Source organism: Metasolibacillus sp. FSL H7-0170 (assembly GCF_038593115.1).
Taxonomy (GTDB): Bacteria; Bacillota; Bacilli; order Bacillales_A; family Planococcaceae; genus Metasolibacillus; species Metasolibacillus fluoroglycofenilyticus.
The window spans coordinates 3,125,090-3,145,725 of sequence record NZ_CP151964.1 but is presented as its reverse complement, the minus strand read 5'-3'; the positions used below and the strand labels follow the sequence as shown (position 1 = coordinate 3,145,725).

The window sequence follows — 20,636 nt, the reverse complement described above, 5'->3', positions numbered from 1 at the left end:
ATGTTTAATGGAATTTATGCTTAGCATAGCACCGAATCAGCAATCGATTTTTTTTATTGATCAAGTAATGGAAAATTATACGCAGCTCTATAACATTTCAGATGCTCGCGATATTTGCTTTGTCACACATGAGCTTGTCATTAATGCAGTGGAAGCGATGAACAAAGCTAATAGGCAAGAGGATATTCAATTACACGTTTTATCAAATGATGAGCAAATAAAAATTACGGTAGCTGATTTTGCGGAGGGGATACCACAGGAGCAATGGCAATCCATTCTTGAACCAGATTTAGGAGAAATGTGCTTTTCTGACCGTGGACGGGGTTTCTTCTTCATCATCCATATGGTTGATAAATTATGGTTTGAGCAATTACCTTCTTCGCAATTTTTAGTTGGTATTAAAAAAAGTTTAATAGATTAAATATTACTGGGGGCTATACATAATGAAGTGGTCAATTCGTAATAAAGTTAATATCGTTATTTTTTCCTGTATTTTATTATTGGCCTGCATTTTAGGTGCGGTGAACTATTATGTGACAAAGAAAAACCTATTAGAAAGTGCCAATGAAAAGCTCGTATCCGACGTTCAATTAAGCTACTACTCTCTCGATTCTAGCATTCCGGGCGATTGGGACATCGTAAATGGAAGCCTTTACAAGGGCTCTGTTAGCATGGAAGAAAACTACGAGGTACCTGACCAAATTGGTGAACTAACAAACGGCAATGCAATGTCTATTTTCCTACACGATACACGTGTCTCAACGAATATTATTGAAAACGGAGAACGTGCATTAGGCACAAAAGTTTCTGATGCCGTTGCTGATGTTGTATTAAATAAAAAAGAACGTTTTCTTGGTACAGCTACCGTTTTAGGAGAACCATTCCAAGCCGCATATGATCCGATTTTTAATAAAAATGGAGAAGTAATTGGGATTTGGGCTGTAGCCGTCCCAACTGCTCCGTATACAAAAATTGCTGCAACCTCTGCCATTGAAAATATTGTGATTTCTTTAGTAGTAGCCGTAATCATCACAATTGTTATTGGCTTTATTATGCAGCGCCTTATTGTTACACCAATCAATATTTTACGCAATAACGCTAATGAATTAGCAAACTTAAATTTAAAGGTCGACCTATTAAAAGCAAAGGGCAATGATGAAATTGCCGATTTGGCGATGGCATTTAGCAATATGAAAGAGCGTTTAACAGACACTGTCACAAATGTAGCGCAAAATGCCAATGAAATCGCAAACTCCTCCCTTGCTTTAGCAGAATCATCTCAACAAACGAATGAGGCATCAAGTCAAATTGCTACAACGATGAATGAAGTAGCAGCAGGCATTACAACACAATCCGAGCAGGCAGAGCAAATCGTTAGCATGATGCGCGATACAATTAACCAAGTAGAAAATAGCTTAACGAGCGCTGAGCAAAGTCTTGCTAATGCACATGAATCAACAGTTATTGCCCATGAAGGCGAGGCGGCTATTAGCAAAGCAATTCAACATTTAAGCACTGTAACAGAAACAGTCAGCTATGCAACAGATTCTATTCAAAAGCTTGGTATGCGTTCTGAGGAGATTGGTGGGATTATTACTGTCATTACTGATATTTCCGAGCAAACGAACTTGTTGGCACTAAATGCTGCAATTGAGGCAGCAAGAGCTGGCGAACATGGAAAAGGCTTTGCGGTTGTTGCATCAGAAGTACGTATTTTAGCCGAACAGTCGAAGGAAGCAGCGCAACAAATCACAGAGCTTATTAAAGACATTCAGGCTGAAACAGCAGTAACAGTCCGCACGATGGAAAGTAATTTATCTGCCGTAGAAGAGCAGGTTGTTATTATTAATAAAGGTGGCGAAGCCTTGAAAGATATTGTTGAGAAGACAAGTACAACAGAGACTGGCGTGGCACAAATGAAAAATGCCTTTGCAAATGTCAATACTAATTCTCACAATGTCCAAGATGCCATTTATAATATATCTGGAATTATTGAAGAATCTGCGGCTGCTTCAGAGGAAATCGCAGCTGCTTCAGAAGAGCAATATGCAACAGTAGCTGAAATGGCTGAAAGCACAGCAAATTTAGCAACGATTGCTGACCGTTTACGAGATGAAGTGAATAAATTCCAGTTTTAATAGGAGGATGAAGGACGATGGAACAAAAAGCAGCGACAATGCAAATAACGAGCAAGCCTCACTATATTTCCATAGCATTTTCTGGAAGTCTAGAATACGGCTTAATTGAGGACATCAAAAAACAATTGCAATCACAAAGCTTTCAAACAGAGCTTGGCTTTATTTTAAATATGAGTCACGTAAAAAACATTGATAGTACAGGCTTTGGAATGATTGTCAATTTCGCAAAAAAGGTTTCAATACAAAATCAAAAAATCGTTATTATCGTTGTAGATAGCTTTGTTCGTAAACTTTTTGCTATTTCACAATGCGATAAAATATTCCCTATTGTTGATAATGAGGATGCCGCGCTAAAGGTCATCCAAGGTTCTAGCGATACCGAATTATCCATAAACGAATACTAAAATGAGGGCGTCCCCTAAGCCGTGCAGTTGCCGACTTAAGGGACGCTTTCGGTTGTGTTGTTTTAAGGGTAAGCCCGAATTCAATTAAAAAAGGTAAGCCCGAATTCAATTAAAAAAAGCGCACCTTACGGCACGCACGACAAGTAGCCGACTTTCTGAAGTTTTTCAGAAAGTCGGCTTTTATGCTGCTAAATTTTTCCCACATGCGACCTGTATTTTTTCAGACCAGGGCATGTAATCTTTTAAAAGCTCTGGTTGCTGATGAATCGATAAATTTGGCAAGTCCGTAAAAAGCTTGACGAGATACTGGTAGAAATCGATGCCATTTGCTTTTGCGGTTTCCACTAAGCTTAAACAGATCGCATTCGCTCTTGCACCAGCTTCACTGACAGAGAAAAGCCAGTTTTTTCTTCCAACTACACTTGGACGAATCGCGTTTTCTGCTGGGTTATTATCAATTTCAATCTGCCCGTTGTATAAAAATGCTTTGAGCGCGTGTTTCCGGTTCAAAGTATACTCCGTTGTGGTTGCTAAGGCATTCTTCCCGTAGAATGGAGATTTTTCCAACCACTTAAAGAATTTACGAATGATTTTTCGCGCATACTTCCAACGCATTTTTTGGCGTTGTTTCGGTGGTAAGCCTTTGAAACGGCGCTCGAGTTCATACAACTGATTGCAGTAAGCGAGCCCTTTCCGTCCATTGGCACTCTCGACTTTTAACCAATAACGTCGAACGTGTGACCAACAATTGGCGAATTGAATATTCGACAGCTTATCATAAGCCGAATAGCCATCGCATATTACAGTACCCTGAAAATCCATTAAATATTCCTTTAACACCTCACGACTTCTCGTTAAAGCGTGATGGAATAAGATGATGACTGGTCCTTCTGTTGGCACTGTTCGGAATACCCAATTATACGCGTTCGATTGTGCCTTTTTACCGTCCGAGCGATTCAATACTTGAGCGGTTGTTTCATCAATATGAAGTAATGTTTTTGCAGAAAGTACGTTTTTCATTTCTTCATAAATTGGCCGTAACCAATCATCCGCTACACGAATCACCCAATTGGATAGGTTTCTATCATTCGTTTCGAGCCCCATTCGTTTCAGTTCGTTTACCTGGCGATAAAGCGGTAAATACAACGAGAATTTATCACTTACAATCTTTGCGAGTAACTCGGGACTGGCGATACTACGTGGAATCACCGCTACAGGAGCTTTCCCTTTGGCGATGAAAGCAGCACGTTCTGTGTCCTTTTTACAATGTTTGCACTCATAGGCATGCTCAAAATGCTGCACGCGAATCAGCTTGGCCGGAATAAATTTCGCTTCTTCACGGGCAAGCGTTGAACCGATTTCGTGCAGTTCGCTTTGACAGCACACGCACGTCAAATCAGAAGGGTGATGATGAATCTCTTCGACCATCACACCTTCTTTAAATGAATCGTTGCGCTTTTTCTTTTTCTTAGAACGCGTTACCGAGTAAGTAATCGTTTCCGTGCTTTCATATCCTGTGTGCTCAGGTTCGCTAAAAGACGAATCATCATCGAAAAGTGAACACTGCCCATCTGGCGCTTGGTATTTCGACTTTTCAGAACGTGAGCCGTAAATCATTTTTGTGAGCTGACGAACTTGTTCTGTTAACACGTCAATTTGATTTGTTAACTGTTTATTTTGTTCTTTTGTAAAAGCTAATTGTTCTTCTAATAATCGAATTAACTTGTCTTGAGAAGGATTGTTCATTTCGCTCACCCCATTTCCGTTCAGTTTATTTATAGATAATTATATCACCGGAAATACTGTGATTAAAAGACACTTTTCTTCGATTTTTGGATCGCTTTTGGCTGCGAAAGGGATAACCCTTCGAGCAGCCAGCGCAATTCCTGTTGCGTTAAGTTTCGTACTTGTTCTTCATCTTTTGGCCATTGAAGTCGGCCTTGATCTAATCGTTTATACAGTAAGGCAAAGCCATCCCCATCGAAATACAGACATTTATAGCGGTCACGCTTCCAACCGGAAAAGAGAAAGACCGCTTCACTGTACGGATCCAGTTTAAAGTTCTCTTGGACAAGCGAGGCTAATCCATCGATCCCTTTGCGCATGTCCGTTCGACCGCAAATAATGTAGATGTTTTTTACCTTGGTGAAGCCATGAATCATTCTTCATCAGCTCCTGCATAACGGTTTGGATAACGTGATTCTTTACGCCATGATAAAAGGAGACTTTTAGTTGATTGGCTTGAATGACGCAGATTGGTTTTAACGGAGCTCGGTCCGTTGAAGGTTTAGATGGAGTTGGTTCCAAATGAACTGGAACGATGGATACTTTGTTCGTTGGCATAAGAATGCACCTCCCTTGATTTGATACTTTAATAGTACCGAGAGGTGCGATCGAAAAATATGCGTATTTTGATTACGGGCTTACTTTTAAGGAGCAACTTTGAGTGAATTGCAAGGGCTTTCTTTGAAAACGGAAGGAAACACTGCTTTGGCGGTGTTCATCTTAGGAGTTGTCCGAAAAGTCCATTTTGTTTTGACACCGAATTGAAATCAAGGTTTTCATCGCTTCCCTTTTACTGAAGGAGTACACCGCTAAAGCCAATGTTCATCCCATTTTTAAAAGAGGCGTTTTCTGTTTATAGGAATCAACATTTTATGAAACATCATCACTACTGTCCAAAATGCCGGCTATGCACGGCTTTTTGGACAGCCCCCCATCCGTGGGAAACTATGTTGATAGGCTAAGTTTTCCTTTATATAAGGTCTAGCAGATCTGGCCTCAATAAAAAACTAAAATTTCCCGCCGCTTCCGCTATAGGAGTGACCGCCGCCTGTTGTGCCACCTCCACCACTTCCACCTCCCGAATTACTTGAAGGTTTTTTCGTTTTTGTAACGGTTGTGCGTAAAAAGCGGTCATGTTTTTTCGTAATGCCTGAGCCATTCGGATTAAAGTAATCACGCTCAGTAGTGGTCATTCTTCCTCCTGAACTATAAGCCATTAGACCGACGATAATAGCTGCTAGTAAAATAGCTGCCCCCAATTGAAACCACCAACGGAAGAGGATGCTATTTGGCCCGTAGCCCATATATTCATGTGAAGCAATAATAAAATGACGGAATGCCCCATAATAATCGCCATTTGACAAGCTCGGTGTTAATTCTTCACGAATGACCGATAAACGCCCATCGTCCAAATAAACCTCAGCCTTTTTAAATCCTGATAGGAAAACATCGCGCTCCTGCATATCAATGGACAGCATCGCCGTATTGCCATGTGGCTTATTATAGCCTGGCGCTTCATTATCATAAAAGTCTTCCATGTAACCCCTAATACCTTTACCATTTGTCCCATCGACCGTTAAAATAAGAAAAGCGGTTTTATAATCCGCGCTAAGCTCCTTAGCTAAGCTTTCTAATTCCTTCTTTTCCTCTGCTGTTAAAAGATTGGCATAATCGAAAATGTATTGCGTTTGATTAGTAGATTCAGCAAATGCAGAGGGCTGCCACAAAGTAACTAGTAAAATAAAAAATACGAAACATTTTTTTAACATACTCATAAATAGCCCTCCCCAACCAACGTTGCAATCACTTTCAATATAATGAAAGTGCTCGCTGCAATTCCGCCAAACCAAGCAGCAGCCTTCCCCTTACTAATAGGTGGCTTACCTACTACTTTTCCTGTATAACCGTTCATTGCAAAAATATATTCTGAATTATTATAGTCATGGTAAATCATCCATACAGGCAACAACACATAGGCGCTATTTTTTTGATTTATATTAATATCCTTCATTTTATAACTGACTGTACTATAATTTCTTAAATCGCTCTTAATATAGTTATCTACATATTCTTGAACACGTTTTTCTACACGCGGTAGCATCTCTTTATCTGTATAATTATATTTCTCTGCAATATAACCTGCTAAATAAGGTGTTTTAAAATCCTTCAGCTCATGAAAAGGGAATGGCTCAATTTTATCCATTAATTCATCATTCATTTTTTCCGAGGCATCTGCCGGAATTTTTGAATAATTCAAGTTAACTTCGCGCATAACATCAAAATAGCTTGTTTCCGTATAATTATAATCACCTTTAGAGTATGTACGTACTACTGTGCCAACCGCCTTCACCTTTGCATGACTATTTATATCATAAAGCCAAAATGGCACGTACATCCCTGTAATTGTTTTTACACGCTCTGCCATGGCAAATTCCTTGGGCATTAGTAACCCCCTGCCACACCATTTTTTAAAAGCCTTTACTGCCTCTTTTTCACTTATTTTAAAGGGGATGACTTTGGACGGAGCTAAATTACCCGATAAACGATCCGCAATGACTACAGCTGACTGACAAAAGCTACAGTTCGTTGCTGTAGTTTCTGCCAATGTAATCAACACTGCCCCACAGTTATTGCAATGGTACTCCTTTGCCTCATCTTCCGCAAAGGTTGTCTTAATTAATTCCTCAGGATAATTTTCAATTGTATCCTCTCTGCCGCAGCTTTGACACGTAAGTTTTCCTGTATCTGCATCGAAGCTCATATTCCCAGCACAGCTTGGGCATGTGTAATGTAAAATCACTACCTTCCCCCCTTTTGAAATTTACTTGTTTTAGTCATTATAATCTACAATACATAGAAAAAAATAGAGGGCTGAAAGAAAAATAGAATTGTCCTGCTTTCTGAACAGCCATCCTTCTTGACGCAAAAGAGCTGCCTCAAAATTGCTTTTTAGGCAGCTACTTTCCCGCATTTCACTATACGCGATCTTCTTCTCGAATTTCTTCGATTGGAACAAATATTTCAATATGGCGTTTCAAGTTTTGGAAAACAGCTGGCGCATCGCCACCGTATTCACCATCTAAGTTTAAATGTACTCCCTCATCAGATGACACAGTTACCCTGCTCGCTTTTCTATAAATAACATGAGGGTCATTTAAGTGCTCACCGCGCAATGCTAATGAGGCTATTTTAATAAAATCAGGAATTGAACACTCCTTCAATATCATTACAGTAAATAATCCATCGTTAATAGAAGCATCTGGTGCAATTTTTTCAAAGCCGCCAACAGAATTCGTTAAGCCACATAAAAACATCATCGCATTTCCGTCGAAAACTTCATCATCGATTTCGATTCTCATATGCGTTGCTTTAATTGATGGAATCATTTCAATGCCTTTTAAATAATAGGCAAGCTGACCAAGCACCGTTTTCATTTTGCTCGGTACCTCATACGTCAACTCAGTAATACGACCACCTGCTGCAATGTTGATAAAATAACGCTCATTATTCAATAAGCCTACATCTACAGGCAATGTATCGCCATTTATAATAATATCCACAGCCTCGTCAATTTTACGCGGAATATGGATGGCACGTGCGAAATCGTTTGTTGTCCCCATCGGAATTAAACCGAGGCGTGGGCGCTTGTCAAACCCACTAATTCCCGCTACCACTTCATTTAACGTGCCATCGCCACCTACTGCGATGACAATATCGAACTCCCGTTCAACCGCCTCTTTAGCAGCTGCTGTTGCATCCCCTTCACAAGTTGTTGCATGACAGGAAGTTTCATAGCCTGCTAATTCTAGTTTTTCTAATACCTCTGGTAAATGCTTTTTAAATGCCTCGCGACCAGAAGTTGGATTATAAATGATTCGAGCTCGCTTCATCTCTTTAACCATCCTACAAATTTATATTTTCTTCTACAACATTGTAACGTTTTTTGAATATAAATGTTGCCTATAGGATTGTCGAAATTGCTTTTTTAAAATCTTCATAAACATATGTCCAATTTGTGCTGTCCTCTACATACTGATTACGCATATTGACATACATCGCTTTTTGCACCTCTTCAAATGTTGGGTCTTCCTTATCTGGCAATTGTGCACGAGCGTCCATTACAAATTGCTGTAGCTCTGGTGCTCTTGGCCCCCACTTTCCAATCACTTCCCCTGCTTCATTCAACAGTAAATAAATCGGAATGGCACGACCACCGTTCGTTAAATATTTATCGATTAAATCTGTATCTGCATCGCGTAATGTTGCACGCATCTCTATGCCTGCCGCCTCCGCTACTTTACGTACAATCGGATTGTTTAGCATGGCATCTCCACACCAGTCCTCGGTAATCGCTAAAATATGCACATTGCTATTTTTTAATTGCTCAATAAACGCTTCATTCGGTACAGTAAATTTGTCATAGATAGCAAAACTTTCATCTTTCAATGTCGACATCTCGTCCATGTATTGCTGGATAGAAACCGCCTCTTCAAAATATTGTTGTTCTGTTTTCATTTTGAGATTCCTCCCTAGTGCTTTTATTTTCTATTGTGCATCTTTTGCTAAAATTTCACAACTAATTGATTCTCACTATAATAAGATTTCTTAACAACTTGAATAATTGATATATCAATTATTATAGCTATTTTGACGGTATAAAGAACAATATACCAAAAATCAACTATATTAATCTAAAAGATGTATAATTCTAATCGACATCTCAAGATATTTTGTACTCTACTGAAGATTGAGAAAGAAATATTATTACTTTATAGTTAATATAATAGTATACGAATAATTCTTTGTGACAAAAGTAAAACAAGGAAAAATAAGTTATAACAGTGCAAAAACAGCAAAATAACCAGTGAATATTCTCTATTCTTTAACAAATAATCAACAAAATTATTCAGAAGGCTGCTTATAGTCGGTAATATATAATTTCATATGATGGCTTGCTGAAGGAGATACATAAACAGTTGAATTCAGATGGTGCGGAGGAAAATGCATATTCGATTATTGCTCATTGGAACTGGAAGGTACTAAATTATTTTAGAAGATTGTGAATGGTGATAACAATGATTGAAGTAATTAGAATACCAGATGAAGATCATCAAGCAGCAACAAAAAATCGCAACAATATCGAACTGCAATCCCATTGTTAGACTCATCTAATAATTGGAGTGCAGTTTTTATATGTTGGTTTAATATTTAAATTAAAAAACATATTTTCTATTTATCAGGAAACTACACCATTTGCATTGCATATAAAATCTGTATTTAATGTGTGATAACTTGTAAGACCAAGGTAACTTAGACTTCCACCAATTGTGAATGTATAAGTTCGACCAGCATCAATGATTCGAGCATCTACTCCTGTTCTAGAAAAAGTACCTTTTGAAGCAGTATTGCTTAAACTAGCATAGCCCGTAAATACTTGTCGACTACCAGATAATTGTGTTGTAAAGTATGCTGATACTGTTATATTAACAGACGTTGAACCATGGTTAATACCAATCGTATGTGCTGCATTAGAAGTTGAGAATGGAATTATTTCATTTGAATGATTCTCAATGTTAACAGCGTTAGCTTGTGTTGCATCGATTGCTCTTTGTTTAAATATTTCTAGTGAAACCCAATCTTCTTCCCTGAAGTCATTAATTGGAGTAACTTCAATATCTACTAGACTGTCTCCCCATTGAACTGTGGATTTTACTTCATTTAAAATTTCAACATATTGTTGATGTAGTTCTTCTTTTTCTTTTTGACTTAACTCAGCTGCTAACACTTTACCATTGTTTGTGATAAAGAAAATGCAAGTGATAGCAAAAACAGTTGTGAAAAATTTGTAAATTACCATTGATTTATTTCCCATTTTATCCTTCTCCTCAATTTTTAGAATAATTAAATAATATACTTTTTACAATATTCTGTCAATAAAACGATATAGAAATTTTGAAAATCCATCCATTTTAATTAGTTATTTTTTCAAGAATATTTAGTTCTACATCTAAAATTGAGATTAAAAAGCAGTAGCAGCAGGAGCAATTAAATTCTAATATTTTGCTAATTCATCAACCTATTGATTATTAATTTGCTCAAGTAACACTAAGAGAAGGCATGTCAAATAAACGCTATCACTAATATATGAACTACATCTCAATTGTTTCATATATTAAGTTATAGTTTTCCTATAACCAAATTTAGTGTAGAAGGCAAATTGAAAGCTGTTTTAAATTATTTGACCAGAATGAAAGTAATTTTTTTGACATAAAAAAACTCCCCATTCAGTCAACAGATTTTTTATTTAATCTGTCTACCTAATAGGGAGCATACAAGTTTTAACTGATTAACGCTTTGCAAGCTCCTCTAATAAAATTTGGTTTGTTAATTGAGGGTTTGCTTGGCCTTTTGATGCTTTCATTATTTGACCTAACATCGCTTTAATTGCGCGGTCTTTACCTGCTTTATAGTCTTCTACTGATTTTTGGTCATTGTCTAAAACCTCTGTTACGAAGCCTAAAATAACAGCTGGGTCAGAAATTTGTACTAAGCCTTTTTCTTTGACGATTTTCTCAGCATCACCGCCGTTTGTTACAAGCTCTGTAAATACTTTTTTAGCGATTTTTGAGGAAATTGTACCATCCGAAATAAGCTTAATCATGCCTGCTAAGTTTTCTGGCGTTAAGGCTGTATCCTTTAATTCTTTTTGCTCTGCATTTAAGTACGCAGATACATCGCCCATTAGCCAGTTTGCTGCTAGCTTTGCATCAGCGCCAATTGTTACAGTTGCATCAAAGAAATCAGAAATATCCTTGTTAATTACAAGCACTGCCGCATCATAAGCTGTTAAGCCTAGCTCTGACTCATAGCGTGCTTTGCGTGCATCTGGCAGCTCTGGAATAGAAGCTTTAACACGCTCTAACCATTCGTCATCAATTGATAAGCGCACTAGGTCAGGCTCTGGGAAGTAGCGGTAATCGTCTGCACCTTCTTTTACGCGCATTAAAACTGTTTTACCTGTCTTCTCGTCAAAGCGGCGTGTTTCTTGCTCGATTTCTCCACCAGCACGTAGCACCTCTGCTTGACGTACTTCCTCATGCTCTAAGCCTTTACGCACAAAGTTGAATGAGTTTAAGTTTTTCAGCTCTGCTTTTGTACCAAATTTCTCTTGACCGTATGGACGTAATGAAATATTTGCATCACAGCGCAGTGAGCCTTCCTCCATACGCACATCTGATACGCCTGTATATTGAATAATTGATTTTAGCTTTTCTAAGTAAGCGTAAGCTTCATTCGGTGTGCGAATATCCGGCTCAGAAACGATTTCAACTAATGGCGTTCCTTGACGGTTAAAGTCTACTAAAGAGTAGCCATCAGCATGCGTTAGTTTACCAGCATCCTCCTCCATATGAAGGCGTGTAATACCAATGCGTTTTTTATAGCCGTCAACTTCAATTTCAATCCAGCCATTTTTACCAATTGGCTTATCAAATTGTGAAATTTGATACGCTTTCGGGTTATCTGGATAGAAATAGTTTTTGCGGTCAAACTTTGTTTCCTGCTCGATTTCCATATTTAATGCAAGTGCTGCACGCATTGCAAAATCAACAACATTTTTATTTAAGACAGGTAATACACCCGGATAACCTAGGTCGATTACTGACGTATTAGCATTGGGTTCCGCACCGAAATGGTTTGGTGAGCTTGAGAAAATTTTTGATTCTGTTTTTAATTCAACGTGTACTTCTAAACCAATAATTGTTTCAAAGTTCATTTTATTTTACCTCCCAAATTTGAGGTGTTTTTTTATGGAAGTCTGTCGCTTGCTCATATGCATAAGCTGTACGATAAATTGTTTCTTCATCGAAATGCTTTCCGATAATTTGTAAGCCTAATGGCAGGTCATTATCGAATCCACATGGTATTGAAATTGCTGGTACACCTGCTAAGTTGATTGGAATTGTCAAAATATCATTTGCATACATCGTTAATGGGTCATTGACGTTTTCACCAATTTTAAATGCAGCTGTAGGCGTTGTAGGTCCAATAATTACATCAAAGCTCTCGAACACTTTGTCGTAATCTGCTTTAATTAATGTACGCACTTGTTGCGCCTTTTTATAGTAAGCATCGTATGTGCCTGCCGATAATGAGTATGTGCCAAGCATAATGCGGCGCTTTACCTCATCACCGAAACCTTGTGCACGCGTTTCTTTATATAGCTCCATTAAGTTCTTTACACCTTCAGCACGGAAGCCATAGCGGATACCGTCGAAGCGGGAAAGATTCGATGACGCTTCTGATGATGATAAAATATAGTAAGCTGCTAATGCGTATTTTGAATGTGGTAAAGATACTTCTTCCACTGTTGCACCTAAGCCCTTTAATACTTCCAATGCATCCAATACGGATTTACGCGCTGCTTCGCCCACACCTTCACCCAAAAACTCCTTTGGTACAGCGATGCGTAAACCTTTAATGTCGCCGTTTAAAGCAGACACATAATTTGGTACAGGGACATTGGCTGATGTCGAATCATTTTCGTCTACACCAGAAATTGCCTCAAGTAATAATGCATTATCACGTACGTTACGCGTAATAGGACCAATTTGATCAAGCGAAGATGCAAATGCAACTAAACCGTAGCGCGACACACGACCATATGTTGGTTTCATCCCTACAACACCACAATAAGCTGCCGGCTGACGAATCGAGCCACCTGTGTCAGAGCCCAGTGAGAAAGGAACCTCTCCTGCTGCAACCGCTGCCGCAGATGCACCTGATGAACCTCCTGGCACATGCTCAACATTCCAAGGGTTCTTTGTCGCCTTGTAATAAGAGTTTTCAGTGGAAGAGCCCATTGCAAACTCGTCCATATTTAACTTCCCGACTGTTACCATGCCCGCCTCGCGTAGCTTTTTCACAACTGTCGCATCATAAATTGGAATAAAGCCTTCTAAAATTTTAGAGGCACATGTTGTTTCTAAGCCTTCTGTTATGATATTATCCTTTACCCCAATAGGTAAACCGAACAATGGACCTCGTGCTTCAAATGGCACTTTATCTAACTCCGCCGCTTGTGCAGTTGCTTGCTCTTTATTTAATGCTAAAAATGATTGTACATCCCCATCTAATGCTTCAATGCGGGCATATGCTTCATTTGTTAGGTCAGCGATTGTTACTTCGCCTTTATGTAAGCTTTCTTGCAGCTCTCCCGCTGATCGCTCAAATAACGTCATCTATATAGTCCTCCTACATTTTAGTTTACACGCTTTTCTTTAGTCTAAAATGGACGGTACCTTTACTTGTCCCGCCTCTTGTTCTTTAACATTTAGCATCATTTTTTCCTGTGCTAAACCTTGCCCTGCTACATCTTCACGCATTACGTTTACCAGTGGTAAGACATGTGTCGTCGGCTCCACATTTGTTGTATCTAATTCGTTTAGCTGCTCTGCAAAATCAGTGATTTTACCTAATTGCTCAGCAAACTTTTCCGCTTCTTCTTCTGTAATGGCAAGTCGTGCTAAATGAGCAACATGCTTTACTTCCTCTTTTGTTAGTTTCGCCATTTTTTACACCTCCGAATAAAGTTAACCATACGAGTTATCATAACATTTTTTATTATAAAAATCACAATTTATTCATAAATATGAACAAAAGGCGTATCGCTGTCACGCTCTTTTTTTATTAATACTTCCGGTCCATTTACGGATGTCACACTTACTGTTATTGCCACATCTTTAGGCAACTGCTTCAACATAACATCTGTCAAATATTGTGTGAACCCAATAATTTCAGTTGTTCCATAAAATTGTATTGGAATTTCAACTTCTAAATTTTGAAGCTGATTATTCTGATAAAAGCCTGTCCCAATAACGCTTGTAAAGTTCGAGAAATATTTATCAATATCCTGCTTAAATTTTTGGAAGCTTGTATTCATATCACGATAAATATCAGGAGGTGAACTCATCGGAAATGTAACATATGCCTCATTAATTTTTTGCCATTCACCTAAAGTGTTTTTTCCGCTATCCACAACGCTATAAGCAAAATATGTGCCCGGTACAATTGAATTGCGTGGCTGTTGCTTAAATAATCCAATGACAATCGGTACATCTGCCAACTCTGCGCGTGCTCTTAATCGAGATACGACCTTTTCCGCAATTTTTATTGCAGCTTTTTCCAGTTTTTCATTAGGAATTGGCTCCTCATAATATTCTCCGTACTGCTCTTTTTGGTAGTAGTAAATCGAATTAAGTGCAAGTCCAATTGATATACCGCCAAGTCCTACTTTATTATCATCTGTCATTGTTAAGTAGTTTTGCTCTACAATATGCGATAAATATACAGGTGCTTCCACCGCTTTAATAGTTGGTTCAAGCTCCTTTCCATTCGCATCTAAGCTAGAAGGATTCAACCCCTGCAAGTCCTCACGCTGATTCGTCGTTTGATTTTCGCGTGCCAGCCAATAGCTTACTGTATTTGCAGATAAGTTTTGCCCTTCTTGAAAAAAGTACTTTTCCGTATCAAAAACATTTTGTGAAATACGCATTAAGCCATTTTCAACTTCTTTAATATCATACTTTGTGTAAACATTTGAAACAATTAAGCCACGGCTCGCACTTTCCTTATAAGGTGTAAGCGTTCTATAATAGTTTTCACTTAATTGTCTACTTGTAATATGTGCTGTTTCTACTTCTTCTGCATCCTCTGTTTGCTGTAAAACTTCCGTATTCTGCTTGAAGGAAGGTGTACAGCCAGCTAATATAATTGCTACTACGAGCGCCGATACCCAGCGAAGTCGAGTCATCAGTCAAGCTCCTTTACTATTGAAATTGTTCGATTAGGCGCTGCTCATCCCAAATCTCAATCCCTAGGCTTTCTGCTTTTTCAAGCTTTGAACCTGCGTCTTCCCCTACGATTACAAGATCTGTTTTTTTACTTACACTTCCTGAGACAATGCCACCTAACTCTTCTATTTTCGCCTTTGCTTCGTTTCGTGTCAATTGCGATAATTTCCCTGTTAAAACAATCGTTTTTCCGGCGAATGGGTTTGCTCCCGCTTCAATTTGCACTTTTTTTCCTTTATAGCTCATATTTACGCCTACATCTTTTAGGCGTGCAATAAGAAGCTGGACATCCTCATTTGAAAAATAATTTACAACAGAATCCGCCATTTTGTCACCAATTTCATGAATTGCCATTAACTCTTCTGACGTTGCAGCCACCAGCGCTTCCATTGTTTCATATTGCTCAGCTAAAATTTTAGCTGCCTTTTCACCGACATGACGAATTCCTAATCCAAATAGTAGACGCTCTAAAGAATTTTCCTTAGAACGCTCTAGCGCCTCTACTAAATTGCTCGCTGATTTTTGCCCCATACGCTCTAATTCAATTAACTGATCAATTTGTAATAAATATAAGTCAGCTACATTTTGAATATACCCTTCCCTTAGCAACTGCTCAACAACCTTTTCCCCTAAGCCATCTACATTCATGGCATTACGAGAAACGAAATGTTTAATTCCTTCTGCAATTTGTGCTGGACATGTTGGATTCACACAGCGCAGGGCAACCTCCCCCTCAATGCGGATAAGCTCACTATCACAAGCAATACAATTTGTTGGCATTACATAAGGTACAGCATGCTCTGGGCGTTGCTCTAATATTACTCCTACTACTTCTGGTATAATGTCGCCTGCCTTCCGAATAATAACTGTATCGCCAATTCGTATATCTTTTTCGCGAATTAAATCCTCATTGTGCAACGATGCTCTTCCTACAGTAGTGCCAGCCACTTGTACTGGCTCTAAAATTGCTGTAGGCGTAATAACCCCTGTACGTCCTACTGTTAAATCAATATCAAGCAGTGTCGTCACCACTTCTTCGGCAGGGAATTTATAAGCAATTGCCCAGCGGGGACTTTTTGCTGTAAAGCCTAGCTCATCCTGCTGCGCAAAACGATTTACTTTTATAACTATACCGTCTATTTCATAGGGTAGTTCAGTGCGCTTTTCTGTCCATAATTGTATAAACGATAAAACTTCCTCTATTGTTGCACACGCTTGACGCTCTCGGTTCGATGGAAAACCTAATTGCTGTAAATAATCAAGCATTTCACCATGGCTATCTAAGCCGTATACTTCACCGTCACCACCAACTGAATAAATAAACGTAGACAATTGACGACTCGCTGCAATTTTGGGGTCGAGCTGACGTAAAGAGCCTGCTGCTGCGTTTCTTGGATTAGCAAATAGCTCCTCGCCTCTCTCTGCCCGTGCCCTATTTAAAGCGTCAAAGGATTTTTTCGGCATATATGCCTCTCCACGCACTTCAATTGTTACAGGCTCCTTTAAACGAAGTGGAATGGCACGAATTGTTTTTAAATTTGCTGTAATATCTTCACCAACTGTGCCGTCTCCGCGTGTCGCTCCTTGCACAAAAACACCATTTTCGTAGCGTAGAGCAATCGCTAAGCCATCTATTTTTAATTCACAAATATAAGAAAAATGCTCTCCAATCGCTTGTCTTACTTTGCGGTCAAAATCGCGTAACCCGTCTTCATTAAAAGCATTTGAAAGACTAAGCATCGGGTAATTATGCGTCACTTTTTTAAAGCCCTCAAGCACAGTTCCCCCAACTCGTTGTGTAGGAGAATCAGGATATATAAGAGAAGGGTTTGCTTCCTCTAATGCAATCAGCTCATGTAAAAGCTGGTCATAGACAGCATCAGGTACAGCCGGCTTATCTAACACATGATAAGCATAATTATAATCATGTAATAATGTATTTAACTCAGCAATTCGTTTTTCAATATCCATCATCTTGTTTCCTCCTACGCTTTCGTAATAGGGGCAAATTTGGCGAGCAATCGTTTAATCCCTATTTGTGGGAAGGCAATATCGAGCTCGGTATTTTCTCCTGTCCCTTTTACACTCACTACTGTTCCTGTCCCCCATTTACCGTGAACCGCCTTATCTCCAGCCTTCCAGCCATGCTGGTCACCACCAGTCGCCTGCTGATGAGTAATACGTGAGGTCCTTTTTGGAGCAGCCGAGTATTGCGGTGCTCGGTCATAACGATTTGCGCGGAATGGCAAATCATCTGTCTGTGTATAGCCTCCCGATTTACTAGTATGCTCTAATATCCCCTCTGAAATTTCATTGATAAAGCGAGAGGAAGGGTTATAGCTAGAGCGTCCGAAAATTGTACGTGAGCTAGCGCTTGTTAGGTACAGCTTTTCTTCCGCTCTTGTAATGCCGACATAAGCGAGGCGACGCTCTTCCTCCATCTCTTCTGCATTTTCTAATGCTCGAGAATGAGGGAAAATATTTTCCTCCATCCCGATAATGAAGACAACAGGGAATTCCAATCCTTTCGCTGCATGCATCGTCATTAAAATAATCGTGCCTTTTGCCTTTTCTTCTTCATCTAATGAATCAATGTCTGCAATAAGTGCTAAATCCGTTAAAAAAGCAATGAGCGATTTATCCTCACTACGCTCCTCAAATGCCTTTGTAACAGTTAAAAACTCCTCTATATTTTCCAAACGACTTTGCGCTTCAATCGTTTTTTCACCTTGTAACATTTGTCGATAGCCAGAGCGTTCAATTACTTCCTCCACAAGTTCTGTTACTGTAAGTGTCTCTTGCTTATTCGTTAAATCTCGAATCATCTCATAAAATTTTTCGGCTGATGCTGCTGCTCGCCCTGTTAAGCCCATAAATACAAGCTCCTGCATTGCATTAAAAATAGAGCGCTCCTGCTCCAATGCATAAAATGCCATTTTTTCAAATGAGGTAGCTCCTATATTCCGTTTCGGCTCATTAATTATACGTGCAAGTGAAATATCATCATCGTTATTGGCAATTAATCTTAAATAGGCAAGCAAATCTTTAATTTCCTTACGATCATAATATTTTGTACCGCCAACAATTTGATAGTTCATGCTCGATTTTTTCAGCACATCTTCCATTGCACGCGATTGTGCATTCGTTCGATATAAGACAGCAAAATCATCTAGCCTGCGATTTTCCTTCCGAATAAGCTGCTGAATTGTTTGTACAACATATTGTGCTTCATCCGTTTCATTATATGCCTTGTACACGACAATTTTATCGCCCTCATCATTGTCTGTACGCAACGTTTTTTTATAGCGGCTTTCATTGTTTTCAATTACTTCATTCGCCGCCTGTAAAATGCGCTTCGTTGAACGGTAATTTTGCTCAAGCATGATAACCTTTGCATCAGGATAATCCTTCTCGAACGACAAAATATTTGTAATATCCGCACCGCGCCAACGATAAATAGATTGGTCTGAATCACCAACAACACAAATATTGCGGAATTTTTTTGCTAACAGTTGAACTAATGTGTATTGGGAATTATTGGTATCCTGATATTCATCCACATGTATATATTGAAATTTATTTTGATAAAACTCTAATACTTCTGGTACGCTTTCAAAGAGCTTAATTGTCGTCATAATCAAATCGTCAAAGTCAAGTGATTGATTAATGCGCAATTTTTTTTCATAGCCCTCATATACTTTCGCAGCGACCTTTTCAAAAGGATTATGAGGATTCATATTTGCCTGAAATTCGCTTGCTGTAATACAAGCATTTTTCGCTGAGCTAATCGCATTCAATACCGCGCGCGGATCGTATTGCTTAGGGTCTATATTAAGCTCTTTAAGAACATTTTTTACAACTGTTAACTGGTCTGCACTATCTAAAATTGAAAAGCTTTTTGAATAGCCTAGTTTATCTATATTACGACGCAATATTCTTACACACATCGAGTGAAAGGTAGATACCCACATGCGCTCTCCAGTGCCGTTTCCAAGTAGATTATCAATACGTTCGCGCATCTCGCGCGCAGCCTTATTTGTGAACGTAATTGCTAAAATCTTTGAGGGGTATACTTCCTTCTCTACTACTAAATAGGCAATTCGATGCGTTAACACACGTGTTTTCCCTGAACCTGCCCCTGCCATAATAAGCAGAGGTCCCTCTGTATTTTTTACCGCCTCTTGCTGCTGCGGATTCATACCAGCAAGCAAATTCTTTGTAATTTGCTCCATTATTGCACCACCTTACAGAACGTTTGTTCCTATTATATCATAACACTTTTTACAGCATCAACCGTTTTCAATGCTGCCTGTAAATCATCATAAATTATATTGCCTACAACGACCGTATTCGCAATCGCAGCCATTTCAGCAGCTTGCTCTGCCGTTGTAATACCGCCACCATAAAATAAAGATGTATTTGTCAATACATTTTTAGCTGCCTTCACAAATTCTACATCGCCATATATGCCGCTATACTCTAAATAAAAAATTGGCAGCTTAAAATAATTTTCTGCCATACGTGCATAAGCAACTACATCCTCTATTGACAAATCTGTTTGCGCCTCTGTTGCATATGCTACTTTACAATCTGGGTTAAGCACGCAGTACCCTTCAGCAACAAGCTCTTCCCAAACCATAATATCGCCATATTCCTTTATTGCAGCATGGTGTAAGTCCTTTACCCATTTAGTATTTGTACTATTTAAAACAGATGGAATAAAATAATAATCGTAGCCTGGTGTAACTGATTCAATATTCGAAATTTCAAGTGCGATTGGTACAGTAAACCTACGTACACGTACTAATAAATCAAGCACACTGTCTAATGTTACATCGTCCGTACCACCAACTAAAATTACATCTGTACCTGATTCACATATTTTTTCTAAGTCTTCATCAGAAATATATTTTGCTGGGTCTAATTTAAACACATGTCTCCATGTTTTATGTTCCACAGTATGTCATCCTTTCTCTAAAAGTTCATCGATACAAGTATAACGCAATTAGGTCAATTGCGCCTCGGCTGACGTTAATCTGTTTTTTAACTCTCGATAAAGTGAAGCTTCAATCAGTGGATTCTTTTCTCCACTGATTGTTAGCTGAACCATTCGGGCTTTTACGGGCAGTTGGTCTCCCGTTTATCCTCTTGCCAGATTTTACTTAAGTCTTGGAGCGTGAGGCTTACTGCCCGTTAATACGGGATAAATAACAAAAAAGGTGTTTTGAAAAAGCAATCGCCTACCTGCTTTTTCAACACCTCTTTTAATCAATTACGCCTCGGCGTAATTGTGACCAGATTTTTTCAAGTTGTTGGGTGGAAGTTAACCTAAAACCGTCACGTCCTGTGACAACGGTTAATCGACCTGCGTCATGCAGACCTCGCCCTTAAAAATCTGTGACACCTACTGAAATCAATCCTATCTCGCCACCTATAGAGACGAGAGGCTTTTGTACCTA

General features: G+C 38.9%; 17 protein-coding genes. 3 read left to right on the top strand and 14 right to left on the bottom strand.

The genetic code is table 11. The features are described 5' to 3' along the window. Window positions 1-7 precede the first annotated feature (7 nt). From MHH70_RS14710 to MHH70_RS14700, 3 genes are read left to right on the top strand one after another with little or no spacing between them, the layout of a single operon-like run. A complete protein-coding gene (locus tag MHH70_RS14710; RefSeq protein WP_107943602.1) occupies window positions 8-421 on the top strand; it encodes an ATP-binding protein in 414 nt (137 codons plus the stop codon). Between the two features lie 22 nt (window positions 422-443). After that, window positions 444-2,138: a methyl-accepting chemotaxis protein gene (locus MHH70_RS14705; RefSeq protein ID WP_107943601.1), complete on the top strand. Its 1,695-nt coding sequence runs from the start codon at window positions 444-446 to the stop codon at window positions 2,136-2,138. Window positions 2,139-2,155: 17 nt separating this feature from the next. After that, window positions 2,156-2,542, top strand: a complete 387-nt coding sequence (locus tag MHH70_RS14700; RefSeq protein ID WP_066164628.1) for an STAS domain-containing protein — start codon at window positions 2,156-2,158, stop codon at window positions 2,540-2,542. A 180-nt stretch (window positions 2,543-2,722) separates the two neighbouring features. Here the strand turns inward: MHH70_RS14700 and MHH70_RS14695 are convergent, their stop codons facing one another. From MHH70_RS14695 to MHH70_RS14630, 14 genes are all read right to left on the bottom strand, one after another. After that, window positions 2,723-4,288 carry an IS66 family transposase gene (locus MHH70_RS14695; RefSeq protein ID WP_342471829.1) on the bottom strand — a complete coding sequence of 522 codons (1,566 nt, stop codon included), beginning with the start codon at window positions 4,286-4,288 and terminating at the stop codon, window positions 2,723-2,725. A 62-nt stretch (window positions 4,289-4,350) separates the two neighbouring features. Then, a complete protein-coding gene (gene tnpB / locus MHH70_RS14690) occupies window positions 4,351-4,704 on the bottom strand; it encodes an IS66 family insertion sequence element accessory protein TnpB (RefSeq protein WP_342471828.1) in 354 nt (117 codons plus the stop codon). Window positions 4,705-5,334: 630 nt separating this feature from the next. Continuing rightward, entirely contained in the window at window positions 5,335-6,102 is a 768-nt protein-coding gene (locus MHH70_RS14685; RefSeq protein WP_342471827.1) for a TPM domain-containing protein, read from the bottom strand. Next, complete coding sequence (locus tag MHH70_RS14680; protein ID WP_066164625.1) at window positions 6,099-7,127, bottom strand: TFIIB-type zinc ribbon-containing protein; 1,029 nt, start codon at window positions 7,125-7,127, stop codon at window positions 6,099-6,101. Before MHH70_RS14680 ends, MHH70_RS14685 begins: the two co-directional genes overlap by 4 nt. A gap of 175 nt (window positions 7,128-7,302) precedes the next feature. Continuing rightward, window positions 7,303-8,217: a diacylglycerol kinase gene (locus MHH70_RS14675; protein WP_066164622.1), complete on the bottom strand. Its 915-nt coding sequence runs from the start codon at window positions 8,215-8,217 to the stop codon at window positions 7,303-7,305. A gap of 70 nt (window positions 8,218-8,287) precedes the next feature. Beyond that, window positions 8,288-8,842, bottom strand: coding sequence for a thioredoxin family protein (locus MHH70_RS14670; protein ID WP_066164618.1), 555 nt, complete (start codon window positions 8,840-8,842; stop codon window positions 8,288-8,290). 721 nt (window positions 8,843-9,563) lie between these two features. Beyond that, window positions 9,564-10,199, bottom strand: coding sequence for a hypothetical protein (locus tag MHH70_RS14665; protein WP_342471826.1), 636 nt, complete (start codon window positions 10,197-10,199; stop codon window positions 9,564-9,566). 474 nt (window positions 10,200-10,673) lie between these two features. Then, window positions 10,674-12,101, bottom strand: coding sequence for an Asp-tRNA(Asn)/Glu-tRNA(Gln) amidotransferase subunit GatB (gene gatB / locus MHH70_RS14660; protein ID WP_066164590.1), 1,428 nt, complete (start codon window positions 12,099-12,101; stop codon window positions 10,674-10,676). Between the two features lies 1 nt (window position 12,102). Beyond that, a complete protein-coding gene (gene gatA, locus MHH70_RS14655) occupies window positions 12,103-13,566 on the bottom strand; it encodes an Asp-tRNA(Asn)/Glu-tRNA(Gln) amidotransferase subunit GatA (RefSeq protein WP_342471825.1) in 1,464 nt (487 codons plus the stop codon). A 39-nt stretch (window positions 13,567-13,605) separates the two neighbouring features. Further along, window positions 13,606-13,896 (bottom strand): Asp-tRNA(Asn)/Glu-tRNA(Gln) amidotransferase subunit GatC, encoded by a 291-nt coding sequence (gene gatC / locus MHH70_RS14650; RefSeq protein WP_066164584.1) that lies wholly within the window; start codon window positions 13,894-13,896, stop codon window positions 13,606-13,608. A gap of 68 nt (window positions 13,897-13,964) precedes the next feature. Next, entirely contained in the window at window positions 13,965-15,137 is a 1,173-nt protein-coding gene (locus MHH70_RS14645) for a CamS family sex pheromone protein (protein WP_342471824.1), read from the bottom strand. Window positions 15,138-15,153: 16 nt separating this feature from the next. Then, entirely contained in the window at window positions 15,154-17,151 is a 1,998-nt protein-coding gene (gene ligA / locus MHH70_RS14640) for an NAD-dependent DNA ligase LigA (protein WP_107943593.1), read from the bottom strand. 11 nt (window positions 17,152-17,162) lie between these two features. Then, a complete protein-coding gene (gene pcrA / locus MHH70_RS14635; RefSeq protein WP_342471823.1) occupies window positions 17,163-19,409 on the bottom strand; it encodes a DNA helicase PcrA in 2,247 nt (748 codons plus the stop codon). Window positions 19,410-19,441: 32 nt separating this feature from the next. After that, window positions 19,442-20,134, bottom strand: coding sequence for a heptaprenylglyceryl phosphate synthase (locus MHH70_RS14630; protein ID WP_107943591.1), 693 nt, complete (start codon window positions 20,132-20,134; stop codon window positions 19,442-19,444). Window positions 20,135-20,636: the final 502 nt, after the last annotated feature.

Coding starts and splice junctions, on each gene's coding strand:
- MHH70_RS14710 (WP_107943602.1), top strand. CDS start 8: ATGGAATTTATGCTTAGCATAGCACCGAATCAGCAATCGATTTTTTTT.
- MHH70_RS14705 (WP_107943601.1), top strand. CDS start 444: ATGAAGTGGTCAATTCGTAATAAAGTTAATATCGTTATTTTTTCCTGT.
- MHH70_RS14700 (WP_066164628.1), top strand. CDS start 2,156: ATGGAACAAAAAGCAGCGACAATGCAAATAACGAGCAAGCCTCACTAT.
- MHH70_RS14695 (WP_342471829.1), bottom strand. CDS start 4,288: ATGAACAATCCTTCTCAAGACAAGTTAATTCGATTATTAGAAGAACAA.
- tnpB (WP_342471828.1), bottom strand. CDS start 4,704: ATGATTCATGGCTTCACCAAGGTAAAAAACATCTACATTATTTGCGGT.
- MHH70_RS14685 (WP_342471827.1), bottom strand. CDS start 6,102: ATGAGTATGTTAAAAAAATGTTTCGTATTTTTTATTTTACTAGTTACT.
- MHH70_RS14675 (WP_066164622.1), bottom strand. CDS start 8,217: ATGAAGCGAGCTCGAATCATTTATAATCCAACTTCTGGTCGCGAGGCA.
- MHH70_RS14670 (WP_066164618.1), bottom strand. CDS start 8,842: ATGAAAACAGAACAACAATATTTTGAAGAGGCGGTTTCTATCCAGCAA.
- MHH70_RS14665 (WP_342471826.1), bottom strand. CDS start 10,199: ATGGGAAATAAATCAATGGTAATTTACAAATTTTTCACAACTGTTTTT.
- gatB (WP_066164590.1), bottom strand. CDS start 12,101: ATGAACTTTGAAACAATTATTGGTTTAGAAGTACACGTTGAATTAAAA.
- gatA (WP_342471825.1), bottom strand. CDS start 13,566: ATGACGTTATTTGAGCGATCAGCGGGAGAGCTGCAAGAAAGCTTACAT.
- gatC (WP_066164584.1), bottom strand. CDS start 13,896: ATGGCGAAACTAACAAAAGAGGAAGTAAAGCATGTTGCTCATTTAGCA.
- MHH70_RS14645 (WP_342471824.1), bottom strand. CDS start 15,137: ATGACTCGACTTCGCTGGGTATCGGCGCTCGTAGTAGCAATTATATTA.
- ligA (WP_107943593.1), bottom strand. CDS start 17,151: ATGATGGATATTGAAAAACGAATTGCTGAGTTAAATACATTATTACAT.
- pcrA (WP_342471823.1), bottom strand. CDS start 19,409: ATGGAGCAAATTACAAAGAATTTGCTTGCTGGTATGAATCCGCAGCAG.